The sequence below is a fragment of the Arthrobacter sp. TJ-240 genome (assembly GCF_058269195.1).
In genome coordinates this window covers 1-24541 of the sequence record NZ_JBZCNG010000009.1, presented here as the reverse complement: position 1 = coordinate 24541, position 24541 = coordinate 1, and the positions used below count along the sequence as shown (strand labels likewise).

The 24541-nt window shown below is 62.8% G+C and carries 26 protein-coding genes; 17 read left to right on the top strand and 9 right to left on the bottom strand.

The genetic code is table 11. From position 1 onward, the window contains the following. The first annotated feature begins 60 nt into the window (after window positions 1–60). From AC4D2C_RS17700 to AC4D2C_RS17660, 9 genes are all read left to right on the top strand, one after another. Window positions 61–354 (top strand): helix-turn-helix domain-containing protein, encoded by a 294-nt coding sequence (locus tag AC4D2C_RS17700; protein ID WP_490916129.1) that lies wholly within the window; start codon window positions 61–63, stop codon window positions 352–354. A 557-nt stretch (window positions 355–911) separates the two neighbouring features. Further along, a complete protein-coding gene (locus AC4D2C_RS17695; RefSeq protein ID WP_490916128.1) occupies window positions 912–1838 on the top strand; it encodes a MinD/ParA family ATP-binding protein in 927 nt (308 codons plus the stop codon). Window positions 1839–1907: 69 nt separating this feature from the next. Next, window positions 1908–3035 carry a transglycosylase SLT domain-containing protein gene (locus AC4D2C_RS17690; protein ID WP_490916127.1) on the top strand — a complete coding sequence of 376 codons (1128 nt, stop codon included), beginning with the start codon at window positions 1908–1910 and terminating at the stop codon, window positions 3033–3035. Next, window positions 3020–3715 carry a hypothetical protein gene (locus tag AC4D2C_RS17685; protein ID WP_490916126.1) on the top strand — a complete coding sequence of 232 codons (696 nt, stop codon included), beginning with the start codon at window positions 3020–3022 and terminating at the stop codon, window positions 3713–3715. Before AC4D2C_RS17690 ends, AC4D2C_RS17685 begins: the two co-directional genes overlap by 16 nt. Then, on the top strand, window positions 3712–4023 hold the full coding sequence (locus AC4D2C_RS17680) for a hypothetical protein (RefSeq protein ID WP_490916125.1): 312 nt from the start codon (window positions 3712–3714) through the stop codon (window positions 4021–4023). Before AC4D2C_RS17685 ends, AC4D2C_RS17680 begins: the two co-directional genes overlap by 4 nt. A 139-nt stretch (window positions 4024–4162) precedes the next feature. Then, entirely contained in the window at window positions 4163–6037 is a 1875-nt protein-coding gene (locus AC4D2C_RS17675; protein WP_490916124.1) for a hypothetical protein, read from the top strand. Between the two features lie 99 nt (window positions 6038–6136). Next, a complete protein-coding gene (locus AC4D2C_RS17670; protein ID WP_490916123.1) occupies window positions 6137–6730 on the top strand; it encodes an AAA family ATPase in 594 nt (197 codons plus the stop codon). A gap of 76 nt (window positions 6731–6806) precedes the next feature. After that, entirely contained in the window at window positions 6807–6965 is a 159-nt protein-coding gene (locus AC4D2C_RS17665) for a hypothetical protein (protein ID WP_490916122.1), read from the top strand. 1761 nt (window positions 6966–8726) lie between these two features. Beyond that, on the top strand, window positions 8727–8990 hold the full coding sequence (locus AC4D2C_RS17660) for a helix-turn-helix domain-containing protein (protein ID WP_490916121.1): 264 nt from the start codon (window positions 8727–8729) through the stop codon (window positions 8988–8990). Window positions 8991–9260: 270 nt separating this feature from the next. Here AC4D2C_RS17660 and AC4D2C_RS17655 read toward each other — a convergent pair whose 3' ends face one another. Both AC4D2C_RS17655 and AC4D2C_RS17650 read right to left on the bottom strand, forming a co-directional pair. Further along, on the bottom strand, window positions 9261–9842 hold the full coding sequence (locus AC4D2C_RS17655) for a hypothetical protein (protein WP_490916120.1): 582 nt from the start codon (window positions 9840–9842) through the stop codon (window positions 9261–9263). A 32-nt stretch (window positions 9843–9874) separates the two neighbouring features. Further along, window positions 9875–10222 (bottom strand): histone-like nucleoid-structuring protein Lsr2, encoded by a 348-nt coding sequence (locus tag AC4D2C_RS17650; protein WP_490916119.1) that lies wholly within the window; start codon window positions 10220–10222, stop codon window positions 9875–9877. A 30-nt stretch (window positions 10223–10252) separates the two neighbouring features. On the opposite strand from AC4D2C_RS17650, the gene AC4D2C_RS17645 reads away from it, so the two are divergent. Beyond that, window positions 10253–10624, top strand: coding sequence for a hypothetical protein (locus AC4D2C_RS17645; RefSeq protein ID WP_490916118.1), 372 nt, complete (start codon window positions 10253–10255; stop codon window positions 10622–10624). Window positions 10625–10819: 195 nt separating this feature from the next. On the opposite strand, the gene AC4D2C_RS17640 is transcribed toward AC4D2C_RS17645, so the two are convergent. Further along, a complete protein-coding gene (locus tag AC4D2C_RS17640) occupies window positions 10820–11266 on the bottom strand; it encodes a hypothetical protein (protein ID WP_490916116.1) in 447 nt (148 codons plus the stop codon). A gap of 369 nt (window positions 11267–11635) precedes the next feature. Between AC4D2C_RS17640 and AC4D2C_RS17635 the strand changes: the two genes are divergently transcribed. Beyond that, window positions 11636–12361 (top strand): helicase associated domain-containing protein, encoded by a 726-nt coding sequence (locus tag AC4D2C_RS17635; protein ID WP_490916115.1) that lies wholly within the window; start codon window positions 11636–11638, stop codon window positions 12359–12361. Between the two features lie 399 nt (window positions 12362–12760). After that, on the top strand, window positions 12761–13099 hold the full coding sequence (locus AC4D2C_RS17630; protein ID WP_490916114.1) for a hypothetical protein: 339 nt from the start codon (window positions 12761–12763) through the stop codon (window positions 13097–13099). 1060 nt (window positions 13100–14159) lie between these two features. Here AC4D2C_RS17630 and AC4D2C_RS17625 read toward each other — a convergent pair. Together AC4D2C_RS17625 and AC4D2C_RS17620 are read right to left on the bottom strand one after the other, a co-directional pair. Then, complete coding sequence (locus AC4D2C_RS17625) at window positions 14160–14555, bottom strand: MarR family winged helix-turn-helix transcriptional regulator (RefSeq protein WP_490916113.1); 396 nt, start codon at window positions 14553–14555, stop codon at window positions 14160–14162. Between the two features lie 11 nt (window positions 14556–14566). Continuing rightward, complete coding sequence (locus AC4D2C_RS17620; protein WP_490916112.1) at window positions 14567–14944, bottom strand: DUF3040 domain-containing protein; 378 nt, start codon at window positions 14942–14944, stop codon at window positions 14567–14569. Between the two features lie 365 nt (window positions 14945–15309). On the opposite strand from AC4D2C_RS17620, the gene AC4D2C_RS17615 reads away from it, so the two are divergent. From AC4D2C_RS17615 to AC4D2C_RS17600, 4 genes are all read left to right on the top strand, one after another. After that, window positions 15310–15936, top strand: coding sequence for a hypothetical protein (locus tag AC4D2C_RS17615; protein ID WP_490916111.1), 627 nt, complete (start codon window positions 15310–15312; stop codon window positions 15934–15936). A gap of 165 nt (window positions 15937–16101) precedes the next feature. Next, window positions 16102–16980: a DUF2382 domain-containing protein gene (locus tag AC4D2C_RS17610; RefSeq protein ID WP_490916110.1), complete on the top strand. Its 879-nt coding sequence runs from the start codon at window positions 16102–16104 to the stop codon at window positions 16978–16980. Between the two features lie 313 nt (window positions 16981–17293). Further along, window positions 17294–18217, top strand: a complete 924-nt coding sequence (locus AC4D2C_RS17605) for a GAF domain-containing protein (RefSeq protein ID WP_490916109.1) — start codon at window positions 17294–17296, stop codon at window positions 18215–18217. A gap of 160 nt (window positions 18218–18377) precedes the next feature. Further along, a complete protein-coding gene (locus AC4D2C_RS17600; protein WP_490916108.1) occupies window positions 18378–19022 on the top strand; it encodes a GNAT family N-acetyltransferase in 645 nt (214 codons plus the stop codon). Window positions 19023–19462: 440 nt separating this feature from the next. On the opposite strand, the gene AC4D2C_RS17595 is transcribed toward AC4D2C_RS17600, so the two are convergent. The 3 genes from AC4D2C_RS17595 to AC4D2C_RS17585 all read right to left on the bottom strand — a co-directional run bounded on the left by AC4D2C_RS17595 (window position 19463) and on the right by AC4D2C_RS17585 (window position 22039). After that, the gene (locus tag AC4D2C_RS17595; protein ID WP_490916107.1) at window positions 19463–20218 is read right to left on the bottom strand and encodes an ANTAR domain-containing protein; all 756 of its coding nucleotides are present in this window, start codon (window positions 20216–20218) and stop codon (window positions 19463–19465) included. A 142-nt stretch (window positions 20219–20360) separates the two neighbouring features. After that, window positions 20361–20633 (bottom strand): hypothetical protein, encoded by a 273-nt coding sequence (locus tag AC4D2C_RS17590; protein WP_490916106.1) that lies wholly within the window; start codon window positions 20631–20633, stop codon window positions 20361–20363. A 575-nt stretch (window positions 20634–21208) separates the two neighbouring features. Continuing rightward, window positions 21209–22039, bottom strand: coding sequence for a GAF domain-containing protein (locus AC4D2C_RS17585; RefSeq protein WP_490916105.1), 831 nt, complete (start codon window positions 22037–22039; stop codon window positions 21209–21211). Window positions 22040–22355: 316 nt separating this feature from the next. On the opposite strand from AC4D2C_RS17585, the gene AC4D2C_RS17580 reads away from it, so the two are divergent. Then, window positions 22356–23087, top strand: a complete 732-nt coding sequence (locus tag AC4D2C_RS17580) for a GAF and ANTAR domain-containing protein (RefSeq protein WP_490916104.1) — start codon at window positions 22356–22358, stop codon at window positions 23085–23087. Between the two features lie 224 nt (window positions 23088–23311). Here the strand turns inward: AC4D2C_RS17580 and AC4D2C_RS17575 are convergent, their stop codons facing one another. Continuing rightward, a complete protein-coding gene (locus AC4D2C_RS17575) occupies window positions 23312–24256 on the bottom strand; it encodes a BLUF domain-containing protein (RefSeq protein WP_490916103.1) in 945 nt (314 codons plus the stop codon). Between the last annotated feature and the right edge of the window lie 285 nt (window positions 24257–24541).

Genomic DNA, 24541 nt, shown 5'->3' with positions numbered 1-24541 from the left:
TTGTGCGAACTGAAGTGAACCATAGTGAACTGAGGCGCAATCTAGGGTACTGTTCCCAGCATGGGGGTTGGAGTGGTCATAGTGTCTAGAGCGCTTGATGTGCTTTTCGCTGACCTACCCGCGCGACTCAGTGTCGAACAGCTCACTGACGTTCTTGGTTTGTCTGACAAGACGGTCACGTACCGATGGCTGCGCGAGGGGCGGATACCTGCAATCAGGCTCGGCGGGACATGGCTCATCTTTCGCGATGACATCAAAGATCACCTCGAGGCGCACTACAACACGCCCGGCCCCAGCTCTGCACCGGAACCAGGTACAGAGGATGAGAAACCAGAGGATCTTGAGGGGACATGATGACGACGGAAGCGCTGGCCAGACCTGTATGCACGGCAACCATCGGCGAGGACGACACCGTGAGCGTCACGGTTGATGGAGTCGACCGGACGTTCGGCTCGATGCCGGAAGCGATTGGCTTTTTCGCGGGCACGGCAGGCGATCTTGGCCGCCCGCTCAAAGTCACTGCCTACGATCCGTCGTCGACGACGCAGCCGGAAACCTACCTCATCGTCAATGAGGACGGTTCTGTCGATGCAGACACCAGCGTGCCCGTGAAGAAGCGACCTCCCCGCCGCACCACTGCCCGTCCCGCCAAGGCAGCAGCTACAAGCCAGCCTGAGCACCCGGCAGAGCGTCCCATCACAGCAGACGTGGACCCGGCTCCCGTAGCCCCTGCACCTGTCATCAAGGATGCTCAGCCCGAAGCAGCCGAGCCACAGGCCTCACGTCAGGTGCCTCAGCCGGCCGTTGACCAAACCCCTGACGTGTCCTCCACGGCATCCACCGAAACGGCTCACACACCGCACACCCCGCCCACCCCGCAAGCTCCGCAGGGTGTACTAGCGACTGTGCAGGTGGAGCCCGGGGATGAGCGGATTAAGCTGCGCCCCGAGGTGAAGGCCGAGAAGGCTGCAGCGCCGGCCCGTGAGGGTTTCCGGGGCTGGCTGAACGCCACGTTCAAGGCGAACCTCGCCGCGTCCCCTGCGGAGCAGGCAAGCAGGGCCCGCCGCGCACGTATCCAGCGGCCGTTGGACACCCACTGCACGATGGCCGTGGTCCAGCTCAAGGGTGGAGCGACGAAGACCACCGTCGCTTACCACCTGGCCGCGACCTACGGGCGGATTCGCGGAGGGAACATCCTCGCCGGTGAGTTCAACGAGAACCAGGGCACCCTCGGTGAGCGGGCCCTCGCTGGTTCGCATGACCGCACCACGCTGGACCTGATCCGGAACCTTGGCACCGTCACCCGGCGCACGAGCGATCTCGTGCGCTACATCCGCCCCCAGGGCGACGACAGGATCCACGTCCTCGCCTCCCCACCCGAGGGAGCTGACCGGCGCCGCGTCGACGGCACCTCCGTGAAAGCCGCGCACGACGTGCTGCTCTCGCTCTACAACCTCATCCTGCTCGACACCGGCAACTCCGCCCAGGCATCGACCTGGCAGGCAGCCGTCGACGTCGCCGACTCGCTCGTGTTCGTCTCACAGAACAAGGCCGACGACTTCCGGCTCCTCGAGGCGACCATCGAGGGCGTCAAAGCCCAAGGCCACGCCGCGAAGTTTGCCCGCTCGATCCTGGTCATCACCAACACCGCCCAACCCAACACTGAGCGCCTCGCCCAGCTCAAGGAGTACGGAACCAGCATCGGCCTCGCAGCCGTCGTCGTCGTACCCTTCGACCGGTCCCTTCAGGAGGGCCAGAACTTCGACTACGAAGCTCTCAACCCGGCCACGCGCCGGGCCTACGAGGAAGCAACCGCGGCCCTCACCGACCAGCTCTAGACACGCATCATCCGGTCTCACATTCGGTCTCTTATTCGGTCTCAGTTCAAACGCAGTGGTTAGGAAGGCATGGCAGGGGGGAAAGCCATCGGGTGCGGCATCGCCGCGCTCACCCTCGCACCCATCGGCGCGGTCGTGGCCATGACCATGCTCGTCGCCGGCATCACCGAGGACGAGGAAGCCAACCAGCTCGAACGAGCATCCTGCGTCGTATCCGCAGACACTTCCAGAGATGCGGGCGCGACGCCGGGTGCCCTGCAGGCTGTCCCCAACGGGTGGGGACCCTTGGTCGAAGCGGCGGCGAAGGAGGCGGGCCTGCCGGCCAGCGTCGTCGCCGCCCAGCTGAACCAGGAATCCGGGTGGAACGAGAACGCCACCAGTCCTGTCGGAGCCCAGGGCGTCGCCCAGTTCATGCCCGGAACGTGGGCGAGTTACGGCAACGGAGGCAACCCGTTCTCCGCGAAGGACGCCATCCCCGCCTACGGCCGGTACATGGCCGCGCTGAAGAAGGAAGTGCAGTCGATCGCAGGAGACGATGCGAACTTGCTCGTGCAACTCACCCTTGCCGCGTACAACGCCGGCCCGGGAGCCGTGCAGCAGTACAAGGGGATCCCGCCGTACCAGGAGACGCAGAAGTACGTCAGCTCCATCCTTGATTCGGCGCAGAGCGGGTTCTCCATGGACTGCAAGGCACCCACCGGCGGCAAGCCGTGGGACGGCGACCTCGGAGACGGCGAGTGGACCACTCCCCTGCCCGGAGGCGTCTTCACCTCCGGCTACGGAATGCGCAACGTCCCGTACCTTCCCGCCTGGGCGCAGGATCACGTCGGCGTGGACATCTCGAGCCCCGGCGCCGGCTTCGGCAACGGCGGCCCCGTCGTCGCACCCACGGACCTGCGCATCACCGGGTTCAACGACAAGGACGGGTGCGTGATCGCCAAGGAAGACGGCGACGATCCGGACTTCGGGTTCGCGTTCTGCCATCTCAACGCCTACTCCGTGAAGGAGGGCGACAAGCTCAAACGCGGCGACATCATCGGCACCGAGGGCAACAAGGCAGGACTCGGCAGCGTTCCTACACATCTACATTTCGAGATTTATACACCCGAAGCACCAGACGTCACCTACCCGTATGAGGGCTTCAACATCGACCCCGAACCGATCCTCAAAGAGAAAGGCGCGTGGCCATCATCATGACCCCGACCTCCACGCACCACCGACCCGTACGCCGGCACCCACGCCAGCGACCCGTACGCCGGCACCCACGCCAGCCACGCCGCGCGGCGGCCGTGCTGTGTCTGGTGCTGCCATTTACGCTCTCAGCTGTCGCCTGCAGCAACAACGAGGGCCAAGCCGGGTCAGCACCCGACCCGACGCCCACGACCATCTACGAGGGCTCCTACACGACGGCGGCCGCCGACGAGATAGCCGGCAACGGCACCTTTACCACGCCAGCTGACGCCGACCGGAGTGACGTCGAGTCCACAGCCGAGGTCACCGCGCTCATGCTGCACTTGTGGGACACCACGACCGACACCACCCAGACAGCAGCGGCCATCCGGGCAAGCCCGCTGATGAGCAATGAGTGGGCGTCCAATCAGGTCGAGCCCGAACGCAACGGCGCACAAGGCGAATGGCTGAAACCAGCCGAGCACCAGGCCTACAGCGCACCCTCGATCGTCCCCGCCCCCGGTGACGTCTCCCGGGACGTCGCCGACGACAAAGCCATCCGCGCCTACGACGCCAGCTGGCGTTGGATCAGCCGCGACGGAACCGAGCTCACCACCACCGGGCGGCAGATCGTCACGATCTACCTCGAGAAGCACGACGGCCAGTGGAACGTCGTCGGCCACCAGTACCAGGACATGGGTCTATGAGCGACGTCCGCGAAGAAATAAACCGCGACACGCCCAAGCTCTTCGTGCTTAAGCCGTTTCAGAAACCTAGAGTGCACAGTATGGCTATTCAGAGGCGCGCGTCAGGCGGACGACCATCAAAGGGCGACCGCCACGTACTGACAACTCGAATTCCCACAGCCGAAGCGGAGAAGCTCTTCGCCGTGGCTGATGCCCTGGGAACGTCAGCTAGCTCCTTCATCGCCGAAGTGATGGCGGAGAAGCTAGCCTCCATAGATTTGGACAAGCTAAGCGGCCAGGAGGCGCTGCCCTTCAGCAAGGCCTCATAAAAAAGAAGGCCCGCCGTAGCGGGCCTTCTCATATTCAAGTTTCCAAGCTCCACACCGTCGTTCCGGCAAGATCACCGGTGAGGAGCTCAACCGAGTACGTCCTTTTCAGGTCGTGCCCTTAGTTGAAAGTGTACACCGAGTGCTCGAAGCACCTCCAGCTCTTTATGCAGCGCCACGCCGTGACGATTCCCACCAAGCTGCTGCTTGGGTCCTCGCACCGCTGATCGCAGGTCAGCCGTCCTACCGCCTCGGGCGGTGGAAGGACGGCCGGTTCCAGTACCCGCAGCCCACCACTGCCCTGCGGATTACCGGGACGCTGCCGGCAAGACCGGCCGCCGTGATGATCCATGACGTCGACGGCACTGTTCGCACGCTCTGTCTTGACCTCGACACGTCCAGGGCACGGAAAGCCGTCGTCGACGATGACGCCCGACGCTTAGCGGGCCTCCTAGACACAGCCGGCCTCGCCTATGTCGAGGACCAGTCCCCCAGCGGTGGCCGCCACCTGTACGTTCCGCTGCAGGAACCCCTCACCGCGGCCGAGGCACGCCGGCTCGTCGAAGCCCTCGGCCGACGCGCGCCGAGCCTGGACCCGAGCCCGCACCAGAACGTCGTCCACGGCTGCATCCGCGTCCCCGGATCCGCCCACAAATCCGGCGGCCACCAAACGCTCATCACGCCGCTCACCGACGCCTACGGCATCCTCACCCGACGCAACCCCGCCACCGCGCTGGCCGCACTGCGCAAAGCCCTCGCCCCGGAGCTCTACCGCCTTGAGCAGGACCGGCGACGCGCCCAAGCCCGTGCAGCAGCCGCCACGACCGCCCTGCACGCAGCAACCACACCGGGCGTCGCCTCCATTGGCCGCAACGACTCTCCCCTGCGCACGGCCGCCCGCACCGGGCTGTACGACACGAGCCGGTACTCCAGCCACTCAGAAGCCCGCATGGCCGTGCTAAACCACTTCGCGGCCTGCCACTGGAGCGTGGATCAGGTTCGCGCCGGCATGGCCGGCCCCTACGCAGGCCTCGCCGCCCTCTACGGCACCAAAGCAGAGCGGCTCCTGCCCATCGAATGGGCCAAAGCCCAAGCCTGGACCGCCACCCGGACCTCCACCCAAAACCCCTCCCGGCGTCCACGGGATACGACGGCGCATAACTTCAACACAAGCCCTACTTCACTCACGGGGGGCAGTTCCAGCTCATCTTCGGACCAAAGCCACCACTCCATCCATCAGCTCGTGAACGATCTCGAGAATGTCCTTTACGCGATCCTCGATCAACGCCTTCAGGCCCAGGGCAGGGTCGGTATCAGCCTGCGGTTCCTCATCCGGTCCGTCCTGGCCTACATGCGCACGAACCAAACCAACGTCCTTGACGTCGGTTGCCGCACCTTCGCGGTGGCACTGGGCAAGGACCACGTCACCATCGCCCGCCTCCTGCCAACCCTCGAGGCCGTATCAGCGGGCATCCTGACCCGCATCGACCGTGGCCGCGGACGTAACGCCGACACCTACCTCGTACAGCTCCCCCAGCAGTTTGAACAGCTCGCCCGTGAGTTCACCTGGCGCAAGGGCAAGATCCACGCCATCCGGCCCGTCTTCCGGGTTCTGGGGGACGTCGCAGCCCTCGCCTACGAAGGCATTGAACGCGGCCGCCACTCCCCCACCACCGCAGACCTGGCCCGTACTACCGGGATCTCCCGCCGCGCCCTCACCGATCACCTGGCACGCATGGAGGCCCTGCAGATGATCCGCCGGCACCACGGCACCTGGGAAATCGTGGCCACCACCGGCCTGGTGGAACTCGCAGAACGTCTCGGCGCCACCGAAGACCGTGAACAGCAGATCACCCGCTACCGCAAGGAACGCGCCGCCTGGCACGCATGGCTCGACCGCCACCTACTTCCCCACTTCGAAGAACACGAGCTGTACGACCCCGAAGTGGACGAATACTGGCAACCGCCCATAGACGACGAACATCAACAACAACGAGTCCTCTGGCACGCTGCCTGACCGCATCGCTCCGCCGTTCACCAGAGACACCGCACAGGGATGCAGAAACACGGGCGTCTGTACACACGGTTTTCTGTGTTTCAGTGATACGGTCAAACTATGAAAGTCGCCCTCGTGAATCTCAAAGGTGGAGTAGCAAAAACCACCAGTTCGATCTACATCGCGGCTGCGCTAGCCCGGAAAGGTACCGTCGTACTCCTCGACGGCGACCCCCAGGGATCTGCCTCAGACTGGACAGGGCTGGTCGAGGACAGCGGCGAGCCGATGCCTTTCACCGTGAAAGTCGTCAATCAACGCACCATGAAAAAAGCTGCCCAAGGCTTTGACTACAGCGTGATTGACACTCCCCCGGGCAACCCGCAAGTCATCGACGCGGCCATCGCCACCGCGGACATCGTCGTGATCCCCACCGATGCGTCAGCCATGGACATTCAGCGCGTCTGGCCCTCAATCGAAGCAGCCGCACGAGCAGGCAAGCCGGCGGCCGTACTTATCGTCCGTGCGCGCCTGAACACCAGAAGTCTCGCCATCGCTGTCGAAACCTTTGAGCAAGCTGGAGCAGCTGTCATCGACGCCTACATCCCCTTGCGCGAGGACATAAAAAACGCCTACGGCACAATCCCAACCAACCTGCACGGCTACGACCAAGTAGCGACCGACCTACTGGAGGTACACCATGGCATCGCCAGCTAAGAAGCCATCACTTGCAGAACGAATGGCACCCAAGACGGCCGCAACTACTTCCGCAGCTCCAAGTAATGGGCCCTCCGTGTCGAAATCCTTCAAGAGGGCCAACGAAGACTATGCCAAGCGCCTCACACTCGACCTGACACTCGCGCAGCACCGCAAGCTGAAACTGCGCGCCATGGATGCCGGAGTTCCCATGGCACAGATTTTGCGGGACTACATCGACGGAATTACCGACTAAAACTACCGCTCCACGCGGAACACTCCCCCGCTACCCCGGCTGTCCCGCCACCACTCGATGTGGCCACGGAGAAGCAGGAACACAGAAAGACTGCAGGCTATCAGCTGTGAGGTCAGTACTCCCGCAGCTTTGTGAGGGCCGGCCATATGGCCGGCCCTCACGTGTCGGCAAGACGATCCGCCACTCCCCCGTTGGCGAAGCTTCAACCCGCAGCCGAGAGCACTTCTAACGCTCGACCAGCAGAACAAGGCATGCTGTGAACGTCGGTCACAGAACCAAAGATCACCATGAACACAGATACACAGAAATCCGGGTTCATGCCATGGGCGGTCCGCCGCGTCATGCAGATCTGTGGAGGTGCATACACAGAAAAACGGAATCCTGTAAACACAGACCCTAAAGGTATGAGATGCAAATCAACCATTGCAGGAGTCAGCCGCGGAATCGGTATCCCCCAGTCAAGTGAGAGTCTGACATGTGGCTGGTCCTCATCTATTGGCCGGCAGTTCGCCACTCCCCCACGGTGCAGCATCACCCCAGCTGTTCGGGGCATCTCCGAAGCTTCACCTCAGGAGATGACGTGCCCCAGGTGCGTATGCACGGAACCATAGATTGCCGTGAAAACGGAACACAAGAAACACAGAAAGACAGAAATACAGCATGCTTCGGACGCGGCCACAGCGTCATGCTGATCTGTGGATACGAATACACGGAAACACTGCATCCTGCAAAAACAGACCCTGAAGGTGCAAGAAGCAGACCAGCGACTGCGGGAACGCCAGGCAAAGGAGATCAGACTGCCAGTTGCACCGATAGGTGGGCCAGAGAATGGAGCATCTAGGGCAAGGTGGAGCACGCATAAGCCAGAATGAGCGACGGGGGAGTACGCGCTGTACCCTCTTGGGCCCCGGAGAAACTGTCATATGACCCGGCACAGAAACACGGTAATGCGGAGGAATGTGTACACAGAAATCTGTGCACGGTTTACAGCTATAGACCTGACCAGCAACAACTCGAGTTCGTCGGGAATCTGCAATCCACTCCAGGACACGGTTGCTCTGCACTTCGAGCTCCTGCCAGGGGCAATGTCGGCGCTCGATTCTGCGCGGCACTCGAGACGTCGCTCTTGATACACAGAAAAGCGTAATCACGGAGCGGGCGGGCGTCGAAGTACGTGAAAACAGAAAGACGTAAACACAGAAGCGCGACAAGTGGGGGAGTACCGCTTCGGGGGACGCTGCTGTTCACCATGTACTTCAGACCTCACACATGAACGGCATTCCATGTCGGGCCCTGAGTGTCTGAGAGCGGACCGGAGGAAGCTCATGTTGCAAACCGTGAGCATCGACCGGGCAGGCATAGTTGTCCAGGTTCGTTTCGCCGGGGGAGTGGTATTAGTGAGCGAGGTGACATCGGTGGGCCATCCACGCGCCCCGCTCCCGTCGCCCGAGTGTTGAGTTCTCGCCACACTTCCGCTGCTCAGCAATCCAGCTGCCACCGAAACTGAACTCTGCATACACAGAATTAAAGATACACGGGTGCCAATAAAACTGTGTTTCCGTACTCTGTACCGAGTCCGGGCACAGCCGGCGAAGGACCGCGCTGGTCAGTCTCACCTGTCGGGTATGCAGAAGACAATCCAGCTGAGAAGATCCCGCGAGACCACGTGGTGCGGTTCCGTTTCCACCCCTTGAATGCATCAATCAAGGCGTCGGTCCGGGTCGCCGCGTTCGGTGGCTGGGATGCTGGGATGCTGGGTACATGACAGACCAATCCCTCGAGGAGCAGCCCAGGCCGCTGCGGTTCCTGACTCTGCAGCAGGTAGCGGACGAGCTGAATACCAAGCACAACACGATCCGGGCCCTCATCGCCTCAGGGGACCTGCCGGCCATCCAGATCGGTGGCCGCGGCCAGTGGCGCATTGAACGCGCCAAGCTCGAGGACTACATCAGCGCCGCCTACGCCAGAGCCCGCAGCGACATCGCACACGGCGCCATCGATGCTCCTGACGGTGCAGCAGAATGACGCGAGCCCGCGCCTGGGTTATTGCGGGCCTGGTGGTGGCTCTGCTGGCAGGCGTGGCGGTGGCGCTTCTTGAAGCCAATGGCGTGATCACTGATCCGGGGAAGCTCGTCTGCGATATCGCGGTCCGTCGCGGGAGCTGCGACTAATCCGCGCGGCGCGCTGGTGTGACAAGTCGACGGCTCGTGGGCGGCCAGCTTCCGCTGGGCAGTTGATCAGCCGGCGGTGTCCGGTTCAGGTGCCTGGTGGTGCTGTAGCGGCGAGGAAGCGCCCCTAGCGCTGGAAGCTTCTGACCTGTAGGACTGCCAGGACGGCGAAGGCCGCGAAAAAGGCCAGGTACACCCAGTCCAGGTTTCCCACGGCCTGGCCGATGAAGTAGGTGTAGGCGGGAACGATCAGGAGCGTGGTGGCGGCGTCCTTGCGGCTGCGCACGGCAACAGCTCGTGCCACGCCAAGGTGATCTGCTGGCACCAGTTCCTTGCCGTTGATGCCGCGCATCAACGCTTTCTGCTCGTCCTTCTCCAAAGGGAAGGTGATGGCAACGTTTGCGCCGAGCTCTACCCGGGGTTTAAGCCGTCTTGCGTTGTACACGAGCCCGCCGACAAGGGCGGCGATGGCGAAGATAAACCACCCGGCCTGCACGAGAATCGGAACCTGATCTGGCCCGTCCGGAATGACGATAGGGCCCAGCAGGGCCAGGAGAAGGACGATGGCGAGGGCGCCGAGCGGCAGATAGCGGGTGTAGTAAACCCGCAAAGCCTCACCCATGCCGTTGTCGGCGTAGCCCTGCGCGTACTGCCCGGCCTTCGCCCACCGGGCATCGGCTGCCGTTCCCGGATCCTCCACCCCGACCATCACCCCCCCTGATCGATCGAGCCGGTCAGCTTCTAGTGGGCCTCGTTGTAGGCGTCGATGATGGACTGGGTGATCCGTCCGCGGGAGCTGGGGTTGTAGCCGTTGTCCTGCGCCCACTGGCGGATCTGCTGGGTGTCCTCACGCTTGGACCGGCCCGTCGAGGAGGACGTGGGGGCTTTCTGTGCGCCCTGGCCCCTGCGCCCGGTTTTAGCCTTGCGGGCCTTGTCCACGTACTCGGCCAGGGTTGAGCGCAGCTTCTGCGCGTTCTCCGTCGTCAGATCGATCTCGTAGTCGATGCCGTCGATCCCGAAACGGACCGTTTCCTGTGCGACGTCACCATTGAGGTCGTCTACCAATTGCACCTGTACGCGCTGCGCCATTATCACTCCTGAGTTATTAGACATGAATCAATGATCCCCAGCCTTCCACCCTATCGTGTCGGAAAATGTGGCCTGCGCCAGCAGAATGTCCCGGTTTCATTCACTGGAGTGGTTGTTCTTCTTTTTGTCGCGACCGTCGTTCTGCTTGTCGTCCTGGTTGCTGTGGTTGTTGCTATTGGGTACGGGTGTGACCGAATTGAGCCACACCCAGCCCTCACGCTGGATCTGAATGAGAGGTTCCAGGAAGCGGATCTTCACTGCAGTGCGGGTGTAGGCGATGGCGTGGGCCTGGATCCGGATGGCTTTGGAGGGATAGCGGACCCACGCGTACACCCGACGTGGTTCCGGGAAGTCGGTGGGTGGGGTGTGCTCGAGGTCGAGTTCGGCCTTGGGTGGGCATGATCAGCTCCTCGCGCATCACGAACTCCTCAATCCGATCGTCCATGAGCCTTGCGTAGTGTTTGGCGTATCTCTTGTTTCGACTCATGGACTCGCAATTCGCCCCGCCACCTGCTGCTCATGCCATATGGCGCCGACCTGAGCCGACGGCGTTCGAGTTAAGCGGTGTTCGAGGTGATCCGTGGTCGTCGGTAACTGCTAGTAGCCGTCGATGGTGGTGACGCGGCGCAGCCGCCAGTCCTCCCACCGGGCATCGGCGGTCATGTCGAACTCCAGGACCGGGGACGCCGGCCCGGTCTGGGCCCGGAACCGCCAGAACCGGGTCGTCACAACACTGCTCCGGCCGCCTCTCCCGTCCACGCTGCCGAGGCTGCCACGGCTCCTGTGGGTGTTGTCTGTGCCTGGGGGAGTGGCGGGTTCACGCCAGGTGTCGGAGCTGGACCGGGCGAGGGGTTCGCCGATGACCTGCCAGATGTTGCCTCGCCAGCGCAGCGCCAGGGGTGTGCCGGAGGGCAGGAACCGGACGGCTGCCGGCTCGTCCAGGACGTGCCACGCGCCTCCCTGCGCGCCCTCGCGTGCAGTGTCTTGGGCTGTGTTGTGGGCTGGTTCTGTGGGTGGTGTGGTGTCCACTGGTTGCGCTGTCATCGGCTGCTTTTCCCTTACCCCTGGTGGTCCTTGTGCAGGGTTTAAAATAGAACACAGGTTCGATTATTTGGGAAGCCGGGTCGCGAACGAGGGTGGGGTTGCGGGTCATCCATCTGTGGGCGGGTGGAGCCCGGAGGAATGAGCTCAAAGCCGTCCACCTGTGGATGAGCCGCCCGCGACGTAAGTTGCGGACGGTGGTTACTGTCAACACCATGCATCGCACACCGCCCGGGCCCGACGGAGGAGGGGCACGTTCGGATCTTCGCCATCCCTCGCCGAGGGCCGACACGGCGCCGCTGTCATCGGAGCGGGTGCGGTCCTTTGGCAGTGGGGGAGTAGTGGTGGCTGATCGGACAGGCGCGGGGCCTCATGCGTTTTGATGACCTGGTCCTGGCCGAGGACGAGTACCCGCCGGGGGCGTGTGAGAACCGGCAGGAGTGGCTGCTGATGTACTCCCGCGGGGTCCCGCCGGCGGTGATCGCCGCATGGTGCAGGGTCGACGTGCGCCGCGTACACCGGGCCGTCGACCGGCAGACGGAGAGACATCCGGGGTGGTTCGGCCGGTGCTGGCTGATCCACGACCAGCCCACGTCCAGCAGCAACCGGCGCCGCTTCCGGCGGAGCCGGGAGCAGGTGTGGTGGGAGCACTACGCCCACATGATCGCCTACGTGGATCGGATGGGTGGGTTGCCGGCGCAGAACGACAGTCTGGAGGCCCGGGTGTTGTACCGGTGGTTGGAGAACCAGCGCCGCTGCTTTGATGCGGGCCGGCTCGCCCAGGACAAGGTCGAGGCCCTGGACAGGCTGGGGGAGTGGATCGGAACCCGGAAGGGCAACCCGGAGGAGTTGTGGGCGCGGCGCCTCGGACAGGTACAGCAGTTCTGGGACGAGGTCGGCCGGTTCCCTATCTATGACCCGCAGAATCGCCCGGATGAGAAAGTCCTTGCGGTCTGGCTAGGCCGCCAACGCACCTGGCAGCGGAAGGGCCGGCTCCGCCCCGACCGACAGGAAACCCTGACCCGGGTGCTCCTCGGCTGGCATGCGTCCGCCATGACCCGGCAGCAAAGCCCTGCACCCGGGAACGCTGTTCTCTAATCACCCACCCCCCCGCCTCCCTGAAATGCCTCCCTGGAATGCCTCGCCATGGTCACCACGCACTCGAGGTGCGTCAGCCGGGCCGGTGACCGGCGGAGCAGAGAGCTAGGTGTGGTGCTCAGGCTGGTTTCCTGGTGGTCGGGTCCGCGCAGGACTAGCAGGACTAGCAGGAAAGCATGGGGAAACCTGGTACCGCGCCCAGGGGTCTCGAATTGGCGTAAATGTGCTCCGCCAGGGGTTAAATCATTTCGAAGTGCGAGACCATGGACGCCAGGCATGAGGGAAGGCCCTAGCGGGATGCCTGAAAGGCAGGGACAGGCCAGCATCCGGGACCTTCCCCGCAGTTTCACCCCCGGGTGAATGCTTTCCCACCGATTCGACGGTCGAGGAGGGGATCCCGTGAGGAGACCGCCCTACGCGGGACCTGATGACACCAGTGCATTCGACGGCCTCACACCGGACGAGGCTTCAAAGCGGCTCCACTCCTACCGGCTTCTTGGAGACTGCTTCGAGCTCTCCAGCGATGACGACCTGGTCGGCCGTGGGTGGCTCATCAAGGACTGGAAGGCCCTGCTGGAAAACCGGCATGAGCAGTCCGAGCGCGCCGAGCGGGAATTGACAGCCGCAGTTCAACTGGCCCGCAACCAGGGCGCGGGCTGGCACGATATCGCACGGATCCTTCGGCTCCCTGCCCAGGAAGCGCGTGCACGCTTCGATTGGCCCCACGGAGGCTACTAACAGCCGCGTCACTAGCCACAGATTCGATGTCGTTTCCGCTGCGGAAACCGTCAGGAGGTAGCTCAATGGCGCAGGTCGTCGCGGTGTAGACGCGGGTGTGGAAGTGGGCGTGGGGGGATGCCACAGGTGCTGCAGAGAGGAAAGCAGCCGGCGTTCACTGTGCCTAGGGGTAACACGGAACACCGGCCGCTTCTGCCCCTAAGATTATCTGCCGCCCCCGGCACACAAAAATCAGGGACGGTACCGAAGCGTTTCCTGACCGGGATTGATAGCTTTCGTAGTCCCTTCCATCTGTGCGGGAGGGCCTGCACGCAACGAATCAATTGTTGACCGGGGGCTTTGTCAGCGGCGGCCGTGCTGCAGGAACCAGCCCGCGCAAATCTTTCGCTGCCCACTGCGCCGGCCGTGGATGTCGGAGGGCTGGCAGGACATCATCCACACGTACACGCGAGGTGAGCTTGGTGAACGGGGCGGCGGAATTGAGCCGCCATCACCGCCAGGAGCATCCGAGGAAGAATAGAGGAAGACCCCGGCGGACTACGTGAATAGGGGAAAACACGTAGGCTACCGAGGCCTTCACTGATAGTTGTACTGGGTGAGAGCGCTCCTCAGGCAGCGACGGGATGGAGAGGGGTGCCTGATGATGATGCCGGCCCTGGCACAGTGCTGTATCTGCCGTGCCACCACGAAGCTCGCTGACGAGGGACAACCCCTACCCGAGGGTTGGCTGTACCGGATGATCACCGTCGACGTCGGCCGCTACTACTGCCCACAGGACGCCCACCGAGCGTGAGAGGGAACGCGCGGGCTACCCACAGTCCGGTTCTCCAACCCTCGGGCCGGCACTGCGTCAACGCACTCAGAGAGCCTTGAGGGTATCGCGGCGGTCCACTCGCGAAACCGATCGCGATGACAGCCACGATCATCAGGGGCGCCACGCCTGTGTAACGAGGGCAGAGCTGCCACGCACTGTTCTGGCTTGCTTGCCGTTCCTCACGTTGCTGCTGGAGGGCCGAGACGTCATTCTCCCTGGTGGTGCCTCAACAATCAATGTCGGGCGTCATCCCGGAGGCGGGCCAGCACGATTGATGATCATGGCCAGGAGTGGGCGCAGGGCTTCAGTGTCGGTGGGTAGTTGGAGTGTTTGGAGGCGTTTTTGTGCTGCAGTGAGGAGGGCGCGGCCCTGTTCCGTGATGCTTACGGCTACCTGGTTGTGGGTGAATCCGCGTTGACGGGTAATCCACTGGTTGGTCTCCAGTGTTGTCAGGACGGTGCCGAGGGTTTGTGAGCGGACAAGAACCAGGCGTGCGAGCTCGGACTGCGTCATGGGGCTGCGCTTGTTGAGGTACTCGAGGATGTAGAAGCCAAGTTGGGGTAGTCCAAGCGTTTTGAGGTAGGCCGCTGATTCCCGCCGGACCGCTCGGGCGGCTAGTGACAGCAGTTGCAGGGAGGACAAATGATCAGGGTTCATTCCACGGCACCCCTGGGCGCCGGGGTTATGGCCCTGGTGGATTGACGTTCACGCCCAAGGGTCTGGAACCGTGCTCCACCGAAAATCATCAGGACGAATCCCAGGACACCGATGAGCAGGACCTTCACGAGAACCGCGAGGATCACGACCGAGAACGCGACCAGCACAACAACCAGGGCGAGGATTGAACCGGCCAAACCAGCCGTCCTGTGCTTGATCCCGCGATCCTTGCGGGACTGCGCCGCCGCGGAAACCTCGGGTGTCAGTTGCCGCTCGAGCTCACGCCACAAACGGCGTTCCTCCGCTGATAGGGCCACGTCGTCCTTCCGACCTTTCGTTTGCTGCTGTGAACTCGTCGCAACGCCGACTGGCATCGAGCACCTTTGACGGTGCGGAAGAGCTGCCACCCTGGTGGCGCCCCTTGTGTGTCCTTGGTGTGAGTGAGGTCGGCCCTTGATCCCAGCGCCAGCAGTAGATGTCAAGCCCACAGTAGGAGCGACGAAACCAAAAAGGCAAGCACCCTTACTATCAGTAGGCTTAGGTGCGTGATCGTAGAGGTTCTGCCTCTGCGAAGGAGTTATGAAAATGCTCCTTCAGCGCCTTGATACCGGCGAACGATCAGCCTTCCGCACCGCAGCCACCCAGCCTCCCAGGAGGGAGCTGTCGGCGCTTTGACGCAGACACAGCACGACATTGAGATGAAGCATCACCTGCATGACTGAGTTGCAAAGGATCTGACATGGCAGAGCACAACACCTCAGGGGCAAGTACCCCCAAAAGCCGCAGAAACGACGTCGTTGCTGCGCAGAAGGAACGCTTCGGCGGCATCAAGTGGGGCTCCGCGTTCTTCGGCTGGCTGACAGCCATCGGACTAACCGTCCTGCTCAGCGCTCTGGCCACCGCAGTCGGTGCCGGCGTGGGAGCCGCGAACACCAGCGGCGCATCCGACGCCGCGAACCAGGCGCAGGAAAACGCACAGACCATCGGCATCGTCAGCGGGATCGTGCTGGCAATCATCCTCTTCGTCGCCTACTACTGCGGCGGGTACGTCGCCGGCCGCATGGCCCGCTTCGACGGCGTGAAGCAGGGCGTGGCCGTGTGGGTGTGGGGCATCATCATCGCGATCATCCTGGCGATCCTCGCCGCGGTGGCCGGCAGCCAGTTCAACGTGCTGTCCAACCTCAACGGCGCCCCGAGCATCCCCGTCGACGGCAGCCTGCTGACCGCCAGCGGCCTCATCGCCCTGGCAATCGCCGTGCTCGTCCCGCTGATCGGCGCGATCCTCGGAGGCAAGGCCGGCATGAGCTTCCACCGCAAGGTCGACCAGGTCGGCATCAACCACCAGGCCGGCATCACCGACCACTAACAGCAGTCACCAACACCGGTCTTCAACAGCAGCCTCAACACAGGCCGCTACCACCGGGCCAGTACCTGCGGCCCGCAGCGTCCTCCGATCAGGAGAACGCCCTACGGGCTGATACCCACCACCAGCGACCGGGCAGCACGCCCGGCCCACACGAAAAGAGTTTTCATGATCTCGCAAAACGACATCGACACCATCCTCTCCGGCCGCGGCCAGGTCCTGGATTCCCACGGTTCGAAGGTTGGCTCCGTCGGCCAGGTGTACCTGGACGACCAGACCGGTGACCCGAGCTGGGTCACCGTCAAGACCGGCCTGTTCGGCACCCACGAGTCCTTCGCACCCCTGCAGAGCGCGAACGTCAACGGCAACGATGTGACCATCGGATACACCAAGGACCAGGTCAAGGACGCACCCCGCATCGAATCCGACGGCAACCTCAGCCCCGAGGAAGAGAACCGCCTCTACCGCCACTACGGACTCTCCGGCCACACCGGAACCACTGGAGGGGACTTCCTCGACACCGACACCACCGGCACCATCACGACCAGCGCGGGTACGAGCGGGTACGAGCCCGGTTTCCAGGCCGGCGATGAGCGCCTGGACCGCCCGGGCACGGTCGGTCACGACACCTCCGGCCCCACCACGGATGACGCGATGACCCGCTCCGAGGAGCAGCTCCATGTCGGCACCGAACGCCGCGAAGCCGGCCGTGCCCGCCTGCGTAAGTACGTCGTGACCGAGAACGTCACCAAGACCGTCCCCGTCACGCACGAAGAGGTCCGCATCGAGCGTGAGCCGATTACGAACGCCAACCGCGGCGACGCCTACGACGGCCCGGCGATCAGCGAGGAGGAACACGAAGTCGTTCTGCACGCCGAGCGCCCCGTGGTTCAGAAGGAAGCCGTTCCGGTTGAGCGCGTCCGCCTCGACAAAGAGACCATCACCGAGCAGGAAACCGTCACCAGTGACGTGCGCAAGGAAAAGATCGAACTCCTCGACGACACCACCACAACTGAAGGCATCGACACCACGGACCGCCGCCACTAGGCAGACCGCCGGTCGATAAACCGGCCTGCGGAACCGAGAACAGGGAGGGGCGCTGCATACGCTGCGCCCCTCCCTGTTCTCATGAAGTCGGATTGCTCAGCGAGCAGCACTTCGGTTCATCGAAGCTGTGGCTCATCGGCACGCCTCAACGCCTCCGTTGCTCCGGTCGACCGGTCAACCGGCAGGGCGACGCTTGATTGCAGAATCGTGGTGACGTGTCGAGGGGCGGTATCAGCAACAGATGAGCGACGAGGAGTGCGCAGGAGATCCTAGTGTTGGTCGGTAGCAGCCGCCTGGTGAGTACTGAGCTGGAGTGCTGGGCCGGATTGCAGGTAGAAAGAGTGACGGAGGATCGAACGTGCTGGATGAGTATGTTCAGCAGTGGAGCGTAATCCAGACAGTGCGGGCCGCAAGCCTGAGGTCGGAAGACGTCTTCATGGCGTACATCGGCCTCGCAGGCGACGCCGATGAACTCGAGGTTCTGGGATATCTGTCCGGTCTGGTGATGCTCTCAAGAGCGGAGCGGGACCTGCTCGCCCAGGCCATCAACGAACTGCTCGACAGCACCGGTTCCATGGTCGATGGCGCGCACTACAGCAACCAGGACACGGCGTCGTTTTCCGGGTATAGCGACTACCTCCGCGACCTGGCCCTGTCCCCCGACGGGTACGATTTCGGTGCCCCGCCGGCAGGAGACCACAGCACCACCAGCACCAGCACGGAACTGACCGCTGTTGATCCCAGTGATGCGGAGGTAGATGGAGCCGAGGTGGATGAGGCCGAATTCCGGCGCGTCCACGCGTTGTATGAGTCGGGGTTGCTCGAAACCGGGCCGGAGGAGCGCTTTGACAGGATCACCCGGCGGGCCCGCGATCACTTCGGTGTCAGCTCGGCCTCCATCGCCCTGATTACCGAGGACGCGCAGGTCATCAAGTCCGTCGTCGGACCTATCGGCCAGGACCTTCCGCGGGCTGTGGCGTTGTGTGCGAAGACCATTGAGCGGGACCGCACGCTCGTCATTCCTGATGCCACTCTTGACCCGCAGTGGCGGGATCATCCCCTCGTTGCCGGAGGGCCCCGGATCCGTTTCTATGCCGGGCACCCCATCAGCACAGCCGATGGGTGGCGTATTGGGACCCTCTGCCTCATCGACGAGCGACCGCGGACCTTCACCGAGGAGGATGTGCAGGTCCTCAGGATCCTCGCCGCGCAGGTGCAACTCGAAATGTGGGTCTAGCGGAACCAACACGACCGGAATCACCACGACAAGGCCGAGAAGTCAATCCTGCCGTCGAATGATCAGCCGGCCGGGTGTGCTTTCCACCGGCTTGTCGATAGTGTCGTCAGACACCGGGGTCTAGACAAAGGCTATGGTCCTGACGAGCACAGGAACGGCCATGACAGAACTCCTGCACCCCGTACACCCCCCGCTTTCCACGAGTCCCGTTTCTCATACATCAGGGACCGTCACCCCTCAGGCCGGTGCCGCCGATGACGTCCAAGCCCTCGTGCCACGGGCTTCGCGTCATGGGCATGAGGGCGCGATGCTGGACGATGCAGTGACACCCGAGGACTTCCCGGCACTGTCGACCAGGCAGCTGCGGGTCATGGTGAACCAGGCTTACAAGCTGATGGATATCGACTACCCGCCGGCCGGTGCCCTCGACCGTTATGAGATGCTCGTCGAGGAGCTTGAGCTTCGTGTACAGCAAGCTGCAGGAGACGGTTCTGGTACCGGTTCCGTGCACCACATCAAGGAGGGCTTCCGCGACAATTCTCTGTACTGCAGGTTCGAGTTCTTCATCGACGGCGACCTCGCCGCCTACATGAGATACACGATCAACGGCGGGCAGGTCGTCCTTTTCGACGGCGTGGAGCAGCCAGCCTTCCGGGACCAGGGTCTCGATGTGCCCTTGATGCGCCACGTCGTGCTCAACACCCACAAGCGACGCCTCAGCCTCGTCCCGCGGTGCCCTATGGCCTTGTCGTTTTTCGCTGACAACCCCCAGTACGAGCTCCTTACCGGCCAGCCCGGGCACTAAGAACCCGACGGGCAGCACCTACGCGCCGGCTGCTCAATCATGGGCCGGCGGCAAGTCAGCCCGACGATACTCGTTGTGTCCTGGCGGCTTGTAGGTTGTCGAGGCACTCGATGTATCTCCGTTTCGGCAGGCCTGGGTGAGGTGTTGCTACTTCGCCAGCAGTGTCGTGCAGTGATGTGGTCGAAGTGTGTGGCGGGTGTCTGTCCGCTGACGGATATGACGACCGCGGCGGCGATGTCGTGGAGTCTTATGTTCCGTGCGCTGAAGGCGCCTCTGACCTCGTCACCGATCCGCTACGGGGTGTCGCCGGTTTGCATGTGCCGAAGGAGGGGGGTGCTGACCTGGATGGACTCACCAAAAGGCGCTGCCGGGTCGAAGGCATCCGGGCTTTTCGCAGTCCGTTGGAGTTGCGGAAGCCCCCGTATCCAGTGATCGAAGACCTAGTGGTCGAAGTGCGTCGTGAGGGGTTCTGCCTGCCCGATGGACGTCAGGACGCTGGTCGCGAGGTCGCGGAGCTTCACGTTCCGCGTGGAGGAAGCCTGCCGGAGGATCGCGAACGCTTCTTTCTGTGTGCACCGGTTCTGGGCCATGATCGCGCCGATAGCCGTGTCGATTGTGGTGCGGGCCGTCATGGCGGCTTTGAGGTGCTGGGTGTCTTCGCTGAGTGTCGCGATGCGCACAGCTAGCCGCAAGGACCGTGATGCGTCGCGGGCGAGGCCTTCGGCGACAGCGATTCCTTTGGCATCGAAGGCATCAGGTGTTGTGGAGTAAAAATCCAGTCCAGCGCTTGCTCCGTCCTCCAGCCGGATGGGGATGCCAAGGGCCGAGCGCAGGCCGTAGGAGGCGATGGCCTGGCGGTACTCGGGGAAGCGGTGCTCGGTGTGGAAGTCCCTGATGTGGATGGTCCTTCCTGTGCGCGCGGCTCGAAGGCAAGGACCGTCGTCGAATCCGTACTGCACTTCATCAACCTCCCGAGCCTTGTCGCTGCTACTGGCGACGGTGATCATTGAGCGCGGGCGAAGGAGGGTGACCCCGCAGAACACCTCACCGTAGGGGCCACTGAACGCTTCCGCCGCGATGCTCGCCAATCCCGTGAGGAAATCCTGAACATCATCGCTTTCAAGGACCATGTCCTGCAGGAGCGCGGTAACCGGGTCACGGTCGATCTCGTGAGCGAGTTCCTGTTCATTGGGCATGCAAATCATTCCTTCCACGGGAGATGCGGAGGGCGCTTGTCAAAGCTCCGCCACGCATTCGACGCCAGCCAACCTCGGCGTTCTGGGGGTTTGGGGCAGCACGTCGGCTGCTCAGGGTCTGAAACACACCCTATGGGCGGGTTCAGGTAGCCTGCCGCCAGTTCGGTAACTCGGTGAGACGCCCGCCCTGGTTCTGCGCCTCAGGGATCGTCCGGCTGTACTTGGCGTCGTCGCGGCGGTCCAGCTCATCATTGAGTTCCTTGAGACGGATCTCCGTCTCAAGTGCTGGTTCTCCATCGTGGATATATTCATGATCAAGCTCGCGGTGTACGCGGCTGTTGAGAATTTCCACCTGTCGAAGATCTAAGGCAGCGAGATCCTCGGGAAACGGATTCGAAGGAGTCAGTCGGGTCATGAGATCACCTGGTCTTTCGATGCACACGAAAGAAGCAGGCTCACTTCAGAACCAAGTGGACAAAGCCGAATGAACGCTTCGCTCCAAAAGACTATACGCCGTACCTTCCCCGCCATCGATCTGCACCCCTCCACCAGCCAGCACCCTCAGCTACCGTCTTCCAAGTTCGCAAAGACTGGTCCGGGCCAATTTACTTAGCTGGTTCGCAAGATCACCGGGAATGCCACTGTCACCAAGAATGCCCTGCCCGTCCTGCGTGGTTTCGCTTGTCATCGGTACGCCTCGCCGTCCTATCGACTGGAGCCGTTCGCCACTTCCAAGTCTGCCCAGCACAGACCTAAGCAATCAGCCTACTCGGGCAGCCTAACGGGGGTGGCTCAGCGTGGGTGGTCGAATGGGGGCGTGAGCGTCGGCAGTTGATCGTCGTGGTTTGCCGTTCGGCGAGGTCAGCGCTGGGCGTCCTAACGTGCTGTGGAGCACCGAGCGATCCTGAGCCGGAGGCGTAGGAGATCCTGAATCGGGTCCCTTCCCACTGAGCGCGCCCTGCAGCGTCCCGGGGTGTGAAGGCGCTCCGCTTACTTGTCGTTTTGCTGCTTGTTCTGCTTCTGTGTGTTTGAGGATGGGGTTTCTGGGGCGTTGAGTTCCTGCTCGGTAATCAGCGCCAGCTCTCGTAGCGCATGCTCATCCTCGGGGGAAAAGCCTCGGGGGTTTTGGTCGATGACGCATAAGGTTCCCACTGTCCAGCCAAGCGGCCCTCTGAGCGGGTAGCCGGCGTAGAACCTGATGTAGGGCTCACCTACGACCAGGGGGTTGGCCTTGAACCTCGGATCGCTCCGGGCATCGTTGATGACAAGCGGGCCCGCGTTGCGGATCGTGGCGTTGCAGAAGGATATTCCCCGGGGCATGTTCTGGGACACGTTTCCCACGATTGATTTGAAGAACTGTCGGTGGTCATCGATCAGGGCGATGGTTGCCGTGCTGACGCCGAAGCGTTTCTTTGCCTGACGGGTGATGCGATCGAAGCGCTCCTCGCCGGGTGTGTCCAGTAGATGAGTGCTGGTGACAGCATCCAGGCGTTCCTGCTCGGCTTCTGCCGGCGATAGCAGGAACGCCCCGGCAGCGCCGAGCATTTTCCGGGCCGCGCCGTCCGGCATGCGTGCCTGACTTCCTGCGCTAGAGGGGACCCGAAGGGCCGAGGAAGCCTCCTCGAGGATTTCGTTGGCTGCGGCTGCCAGCAGGTCCCGGTCCAATACCGGCACGTCGAACAGGCCGTTCAAGTACGCATCGATTTCGAGCTGTGACAGGTTACCGGCTAGCCCGAAGTAGCCGATCCAAAGGTCCTCGACGGGGAGGCCGGCTTCAATGAGCGCAGCTCGCGTCGGGTCCTGGTGCCTGTGCTGATCCACAATTACCGTCCCGTGGTGAAAGGTTCCTCCGCTGCAGCAGTACGAGGAATCCCGAAACCACCAGTAATCAGCTTGCTTATTATTTCACGGTACCGCGCCTGTCCCGATCATGGTGAACAAAGAGGTGGAGAGACCCGGGGTGAGTCGGCGATGGGCAGATGACGCACCGATGTGCATCCAGTGTCGGTCGGAACATTCACCAGCCTCGTCGACCATTAGCAGTAAGAGGGTGAGCCCCGTGGCGAGCGAACCTCGTCCTCAACTCCTGGGCCAGGGCCGTGGTTCTGGTGGTAGACGAGCCTTCTAGACTGACGGCATGGAGGAGAACGCGGACGGGGCGTCGATCGTGAAGCAGCTTCAACGACTGATCCTCGCCTCCGGCACGCTGGACATCTTCCTTGAGGGTTTTGCCAGTCACATCGTGGCCATCCTCGAAGAACACATCGACGTGGTGTGCGGGGTGACGTTGAAGCGGAAGAAGCAGGCTGTGACGGTTGCCAGCAGCAGCCTCGAGGCCAAGGCCCTGGATGAAGTGCAGTACGGCTACGGCAACGGACCCTGCCTGCACGTCCTCGACACCTGCACCGCTACTGTCGTGCAGGACACGCGCATCGACGGGCGGTGGCCGGAGTACTTGGATGCCATCGCTGCCCAGGGCTTTCACTCGGTTCTTGTCGTCCCCTTGCTCACCGGTGACGACGGAGGGGCTGTTGTGAACCTATACGCGCATGAACCGAACGCTTTTACCCCTGCGATCGTCGATCGGGTCGAGGCTTATGCGGCGGAAGTTACCCTGACCCTGCAACTGGCTCTGCGCCTGGCAGCCCAGGAAAGGACCGCAGCACACCTGAAAGCCGCGATGGAATCACGGACCAACATCGACATCGCGATCGGAATTATCATCGCCCAGAACAGGTGCACACCTGCGGCGGCCATCAACATCCTGCAGCGGGCCTCCAATGGTCAGAACATCAAACTGCGCGTCCTCGCCGAGCAAATTGTCGCCTCCATGGCCCGCACACCAGCCCAAACCCACTTCACTGACTAGACACGGCCCAACCGATCGGAGGGCGGCTAGGACTTATGACCACTTGTAACGTCAGAGGGCGTGGATGGAGTAGCGAAACCCTGCGATCGGCCGCGTCCCATGGCGATGATGACTCGCGCCAGGACCTGTAGTCGCGAAGAAAGAATCCCGGATGGTCCGCGTGAGGTAGTGAAAGGGACTTGATGGAAGAGTCTTACGATCAGGTATTTGCGTCGCTGGCAGTGTCATTGTAAGGGAATGGCGCGGTCCTGGAACCAGCGGATGAGCTTGAGGAGGACCTGGATGGTGCCGGCGGGGTCCGGGTCGTCTTCGGCGTCCACGAATGTCTTCTCGTAGCCGGGTACGTGGTCGGACATGGTGGCGCTGATGGGCTCGTAGCCCATCGTCCAATCCGGGAATTGCCGCTCGTTCCGTGTCTCTTCGACAAGAACCCGCACCCGGGTGTGGCGGGGGTCGGCCCTGATGATGGCCATCCGGTCCCGCACTGTCGCTTCGGGGCCTTCCAAGACCTGCAGGAAGCGACCCTGGTGGTAGAGCAACATGCCTGTCAGGTGTGAGGAGTCGTTGGTGCGGCGGCACGCAGCGAGCAGCTCCGCCAGATCCGCGTCGTTAAAGGGCCGGGTCGCGGTACTGGAGTAGACCAGGGACAACATCCGCGGCTTCCGAGCGGTCCCGTCAGCTGTTTCGACGCCGGCGAGGACTCCGTCGCCCTTAGACGGGTTCCGGCTATCGCCGCTAGCCCGAAGGACAGTTCTCATATCCGCATCAAGGGGGGCATCCGGGTCGGCCTGTAGGTGGGCGTGTAGGTGGGTGTTGGGTGTGGTCTCGTTCCTGCTGGAACTGTAGGGGGCTCGAGCTCCGCGGCAAATGTCAGCGATCATTTCGTTGACGGACTGGGCGATGATGTCCCGGGCAAGAGCGGGGAGGCGTATCAGTCCGTGCAGGTATGCGTCGATTTCGATCTCGTCGACGTCGCCGCCTACGCCTAGGTGATACATCCACAGTTCTCTCACCGGGATGCCGAAACGGTGCATGGCATCAAGGGTCAGGACGTGTTGGTCGTGATCGGATTGCCCCCGATAGGCCAGGTCCTCGTCGTTGTCCTCGGGAATGTGGTCGCTGGCATCGCTATCGTGGCCCTGATCACGATCGTCGTATCGCTCAACCATGCCGCCTCAACCTCGCCAACTGCTTCGCATTCGCATGCTCACATCACATCGATCCATCCACCGTATCGACCCAGAGCTCCGAACAGGGGCGCATAAAGGCCTTGAACCGGCCCCTCCTCCTATGGCACAAGCACCCTCGTGTGAAGTCGGTGCTTCTTCCTGCTCAGAGATAGAGGAGCCTGTGCACGCTCACCGCTCACCAAAGGCGACCTCCCGTGTCGGTGAGATGACGAGTGTGTGCAGGCGGGGACTGTCCGATAAACGGTGTGTGGGGCCGGCGTTTCA

Excerpts from the sequence above, each read along its gene's own strand:
- AC4D2C_RS17700 (WP_490916129.1), top strand. The coding sequence starts at position 61 with ATGGGGGTTGGAGTGGTCATAGTGTCTAGAGCGCTTGATGTGCTTTTC.
- AC4D2C_RS17690 (WP_490916127.1), top strand. The coding sequence starts at position 1,908 with ATGGCAGGGGGGAAAGCCATCGGGTGCGGCATCGCCGCGCTCACCCTC.
- AC4D2C_RS17680 (WP_490916125.1), top strand. The coding sequence starts at position 3,712 with ATGAGCGACGTCCGCGAAGAAATAAACCGCGACACGCCCAAGCTCTTC.
- AC4D2C_RS17670 (WP_490916123.1), top strand. The coding sequence starts at position 6,137 with ATGAAAGTCGCCCTCGTGAATCTCAAAGGTGGAGTAGCAAAAACCACC.
- AC4D2C_RS17660 (WP_490916121.1), top strand. The coding sequence starts at position 8,727 with ATGACAGACCAATCCCTCGAGGAGCAGCCCAGGCCGCTGCGGTTCCTG.
- AC4D2C_RS17655 (WP_490916120.1), bottom strand. The coding sequence starts at position 9,842 with ATGGTCGGGGTGGAGGATCCGGGAACGGCAGCCGATGCCCGGTGGGCG.
- AC4D2C_RS17650 (WP_490916119.1), bottom strand. The coding sequence starts at position 10,222 with ATGGCGCAGCGCGTACAGGTGCAATTGGTAGACGACCTCAATGGTGAC.
- AC4D2C_RS17645 (WP_490916118.1), top strand. The coding sequence starts at position 10,253 with ATGATCCCCAGCCTTCCACCCTATCGTGTCGGAAAATGTGGCCTGCGC.
- AC4D2C_RS17640 (WP_490916116.1), bottom strand. The coding sequence starts at position 11,266 with ATGACAGCGCAACCAGTGGACACCACACCACCCACAGAACCAGCCCAC.
- AC4D2C_RS17635 (WP_490916115.1), top strand. The coding sequence starts at position 11,636 with ATGCGTTTTGATGACCTGGTCCTGGCCGAGGACGAGTACCCGCCGGGG.
- AC4D2C_RS17620 (WP_490916112.1), bottom strand. The coding sequence starts at position 14,944 with ATGCCAGTCGGCGTTGCGACGAGTTCACAGCAGCAAACGAAAGGTCGG.
- AC4D2C_RS17615 (WP_490916111.1), top strand. The coding sequence starts at position 15,310 with ATGGCAGAGCACAACACCTCAGGGGCAAGTACCCCCAAAAGCCGCAGA.
- AC4D2C_RS17610 (WP_490916110.1), top strand. The coding sequence starts at position 16,102 with ATGATCTCGCAAAACGACATCGACACCATCCTCTCCGGCCGCGGCCAG.
- AC4D2C_RS17600 (WP_490916108.1), top strand. The coding sequence starts at position 18,378 with ATGACAGAACTCCTGCACCCCGTACACCCCCCGCTTTCCACGAGTCCC.
- AC4D2C_RS17595 (WP_490916107.1), bottom strand. The coding sequence starts at position 20,218 with ATGCCCAATGAACAGGAACTCGCTCACGAGATCGACCGTGACCCGGTT.
- AC4D2C_RS17590 (WP_490916106.1), bottom strand. The coding sequence starts at position 20,633 with ATGACCCGACTGACTCCTTCGAATCCGTTTCCCGAGGATCTCGCTGCC.
- AC4D2C_RS17580 (WP_490916104.1), top strand. The coding sequence starts at position 22,356 with ATGGAGGAGAACGCGGACGGGGCGTCGATCGTGAAGCAGCTTCAACGA.
- AC4D2C_RS17575 (WP_490916103.1), bottom strand. The coding sequence starts at position 24,256 with ATGGTTGAGCGATACGACGATCGTGATCAGGGCCACGATAGCGATGCC.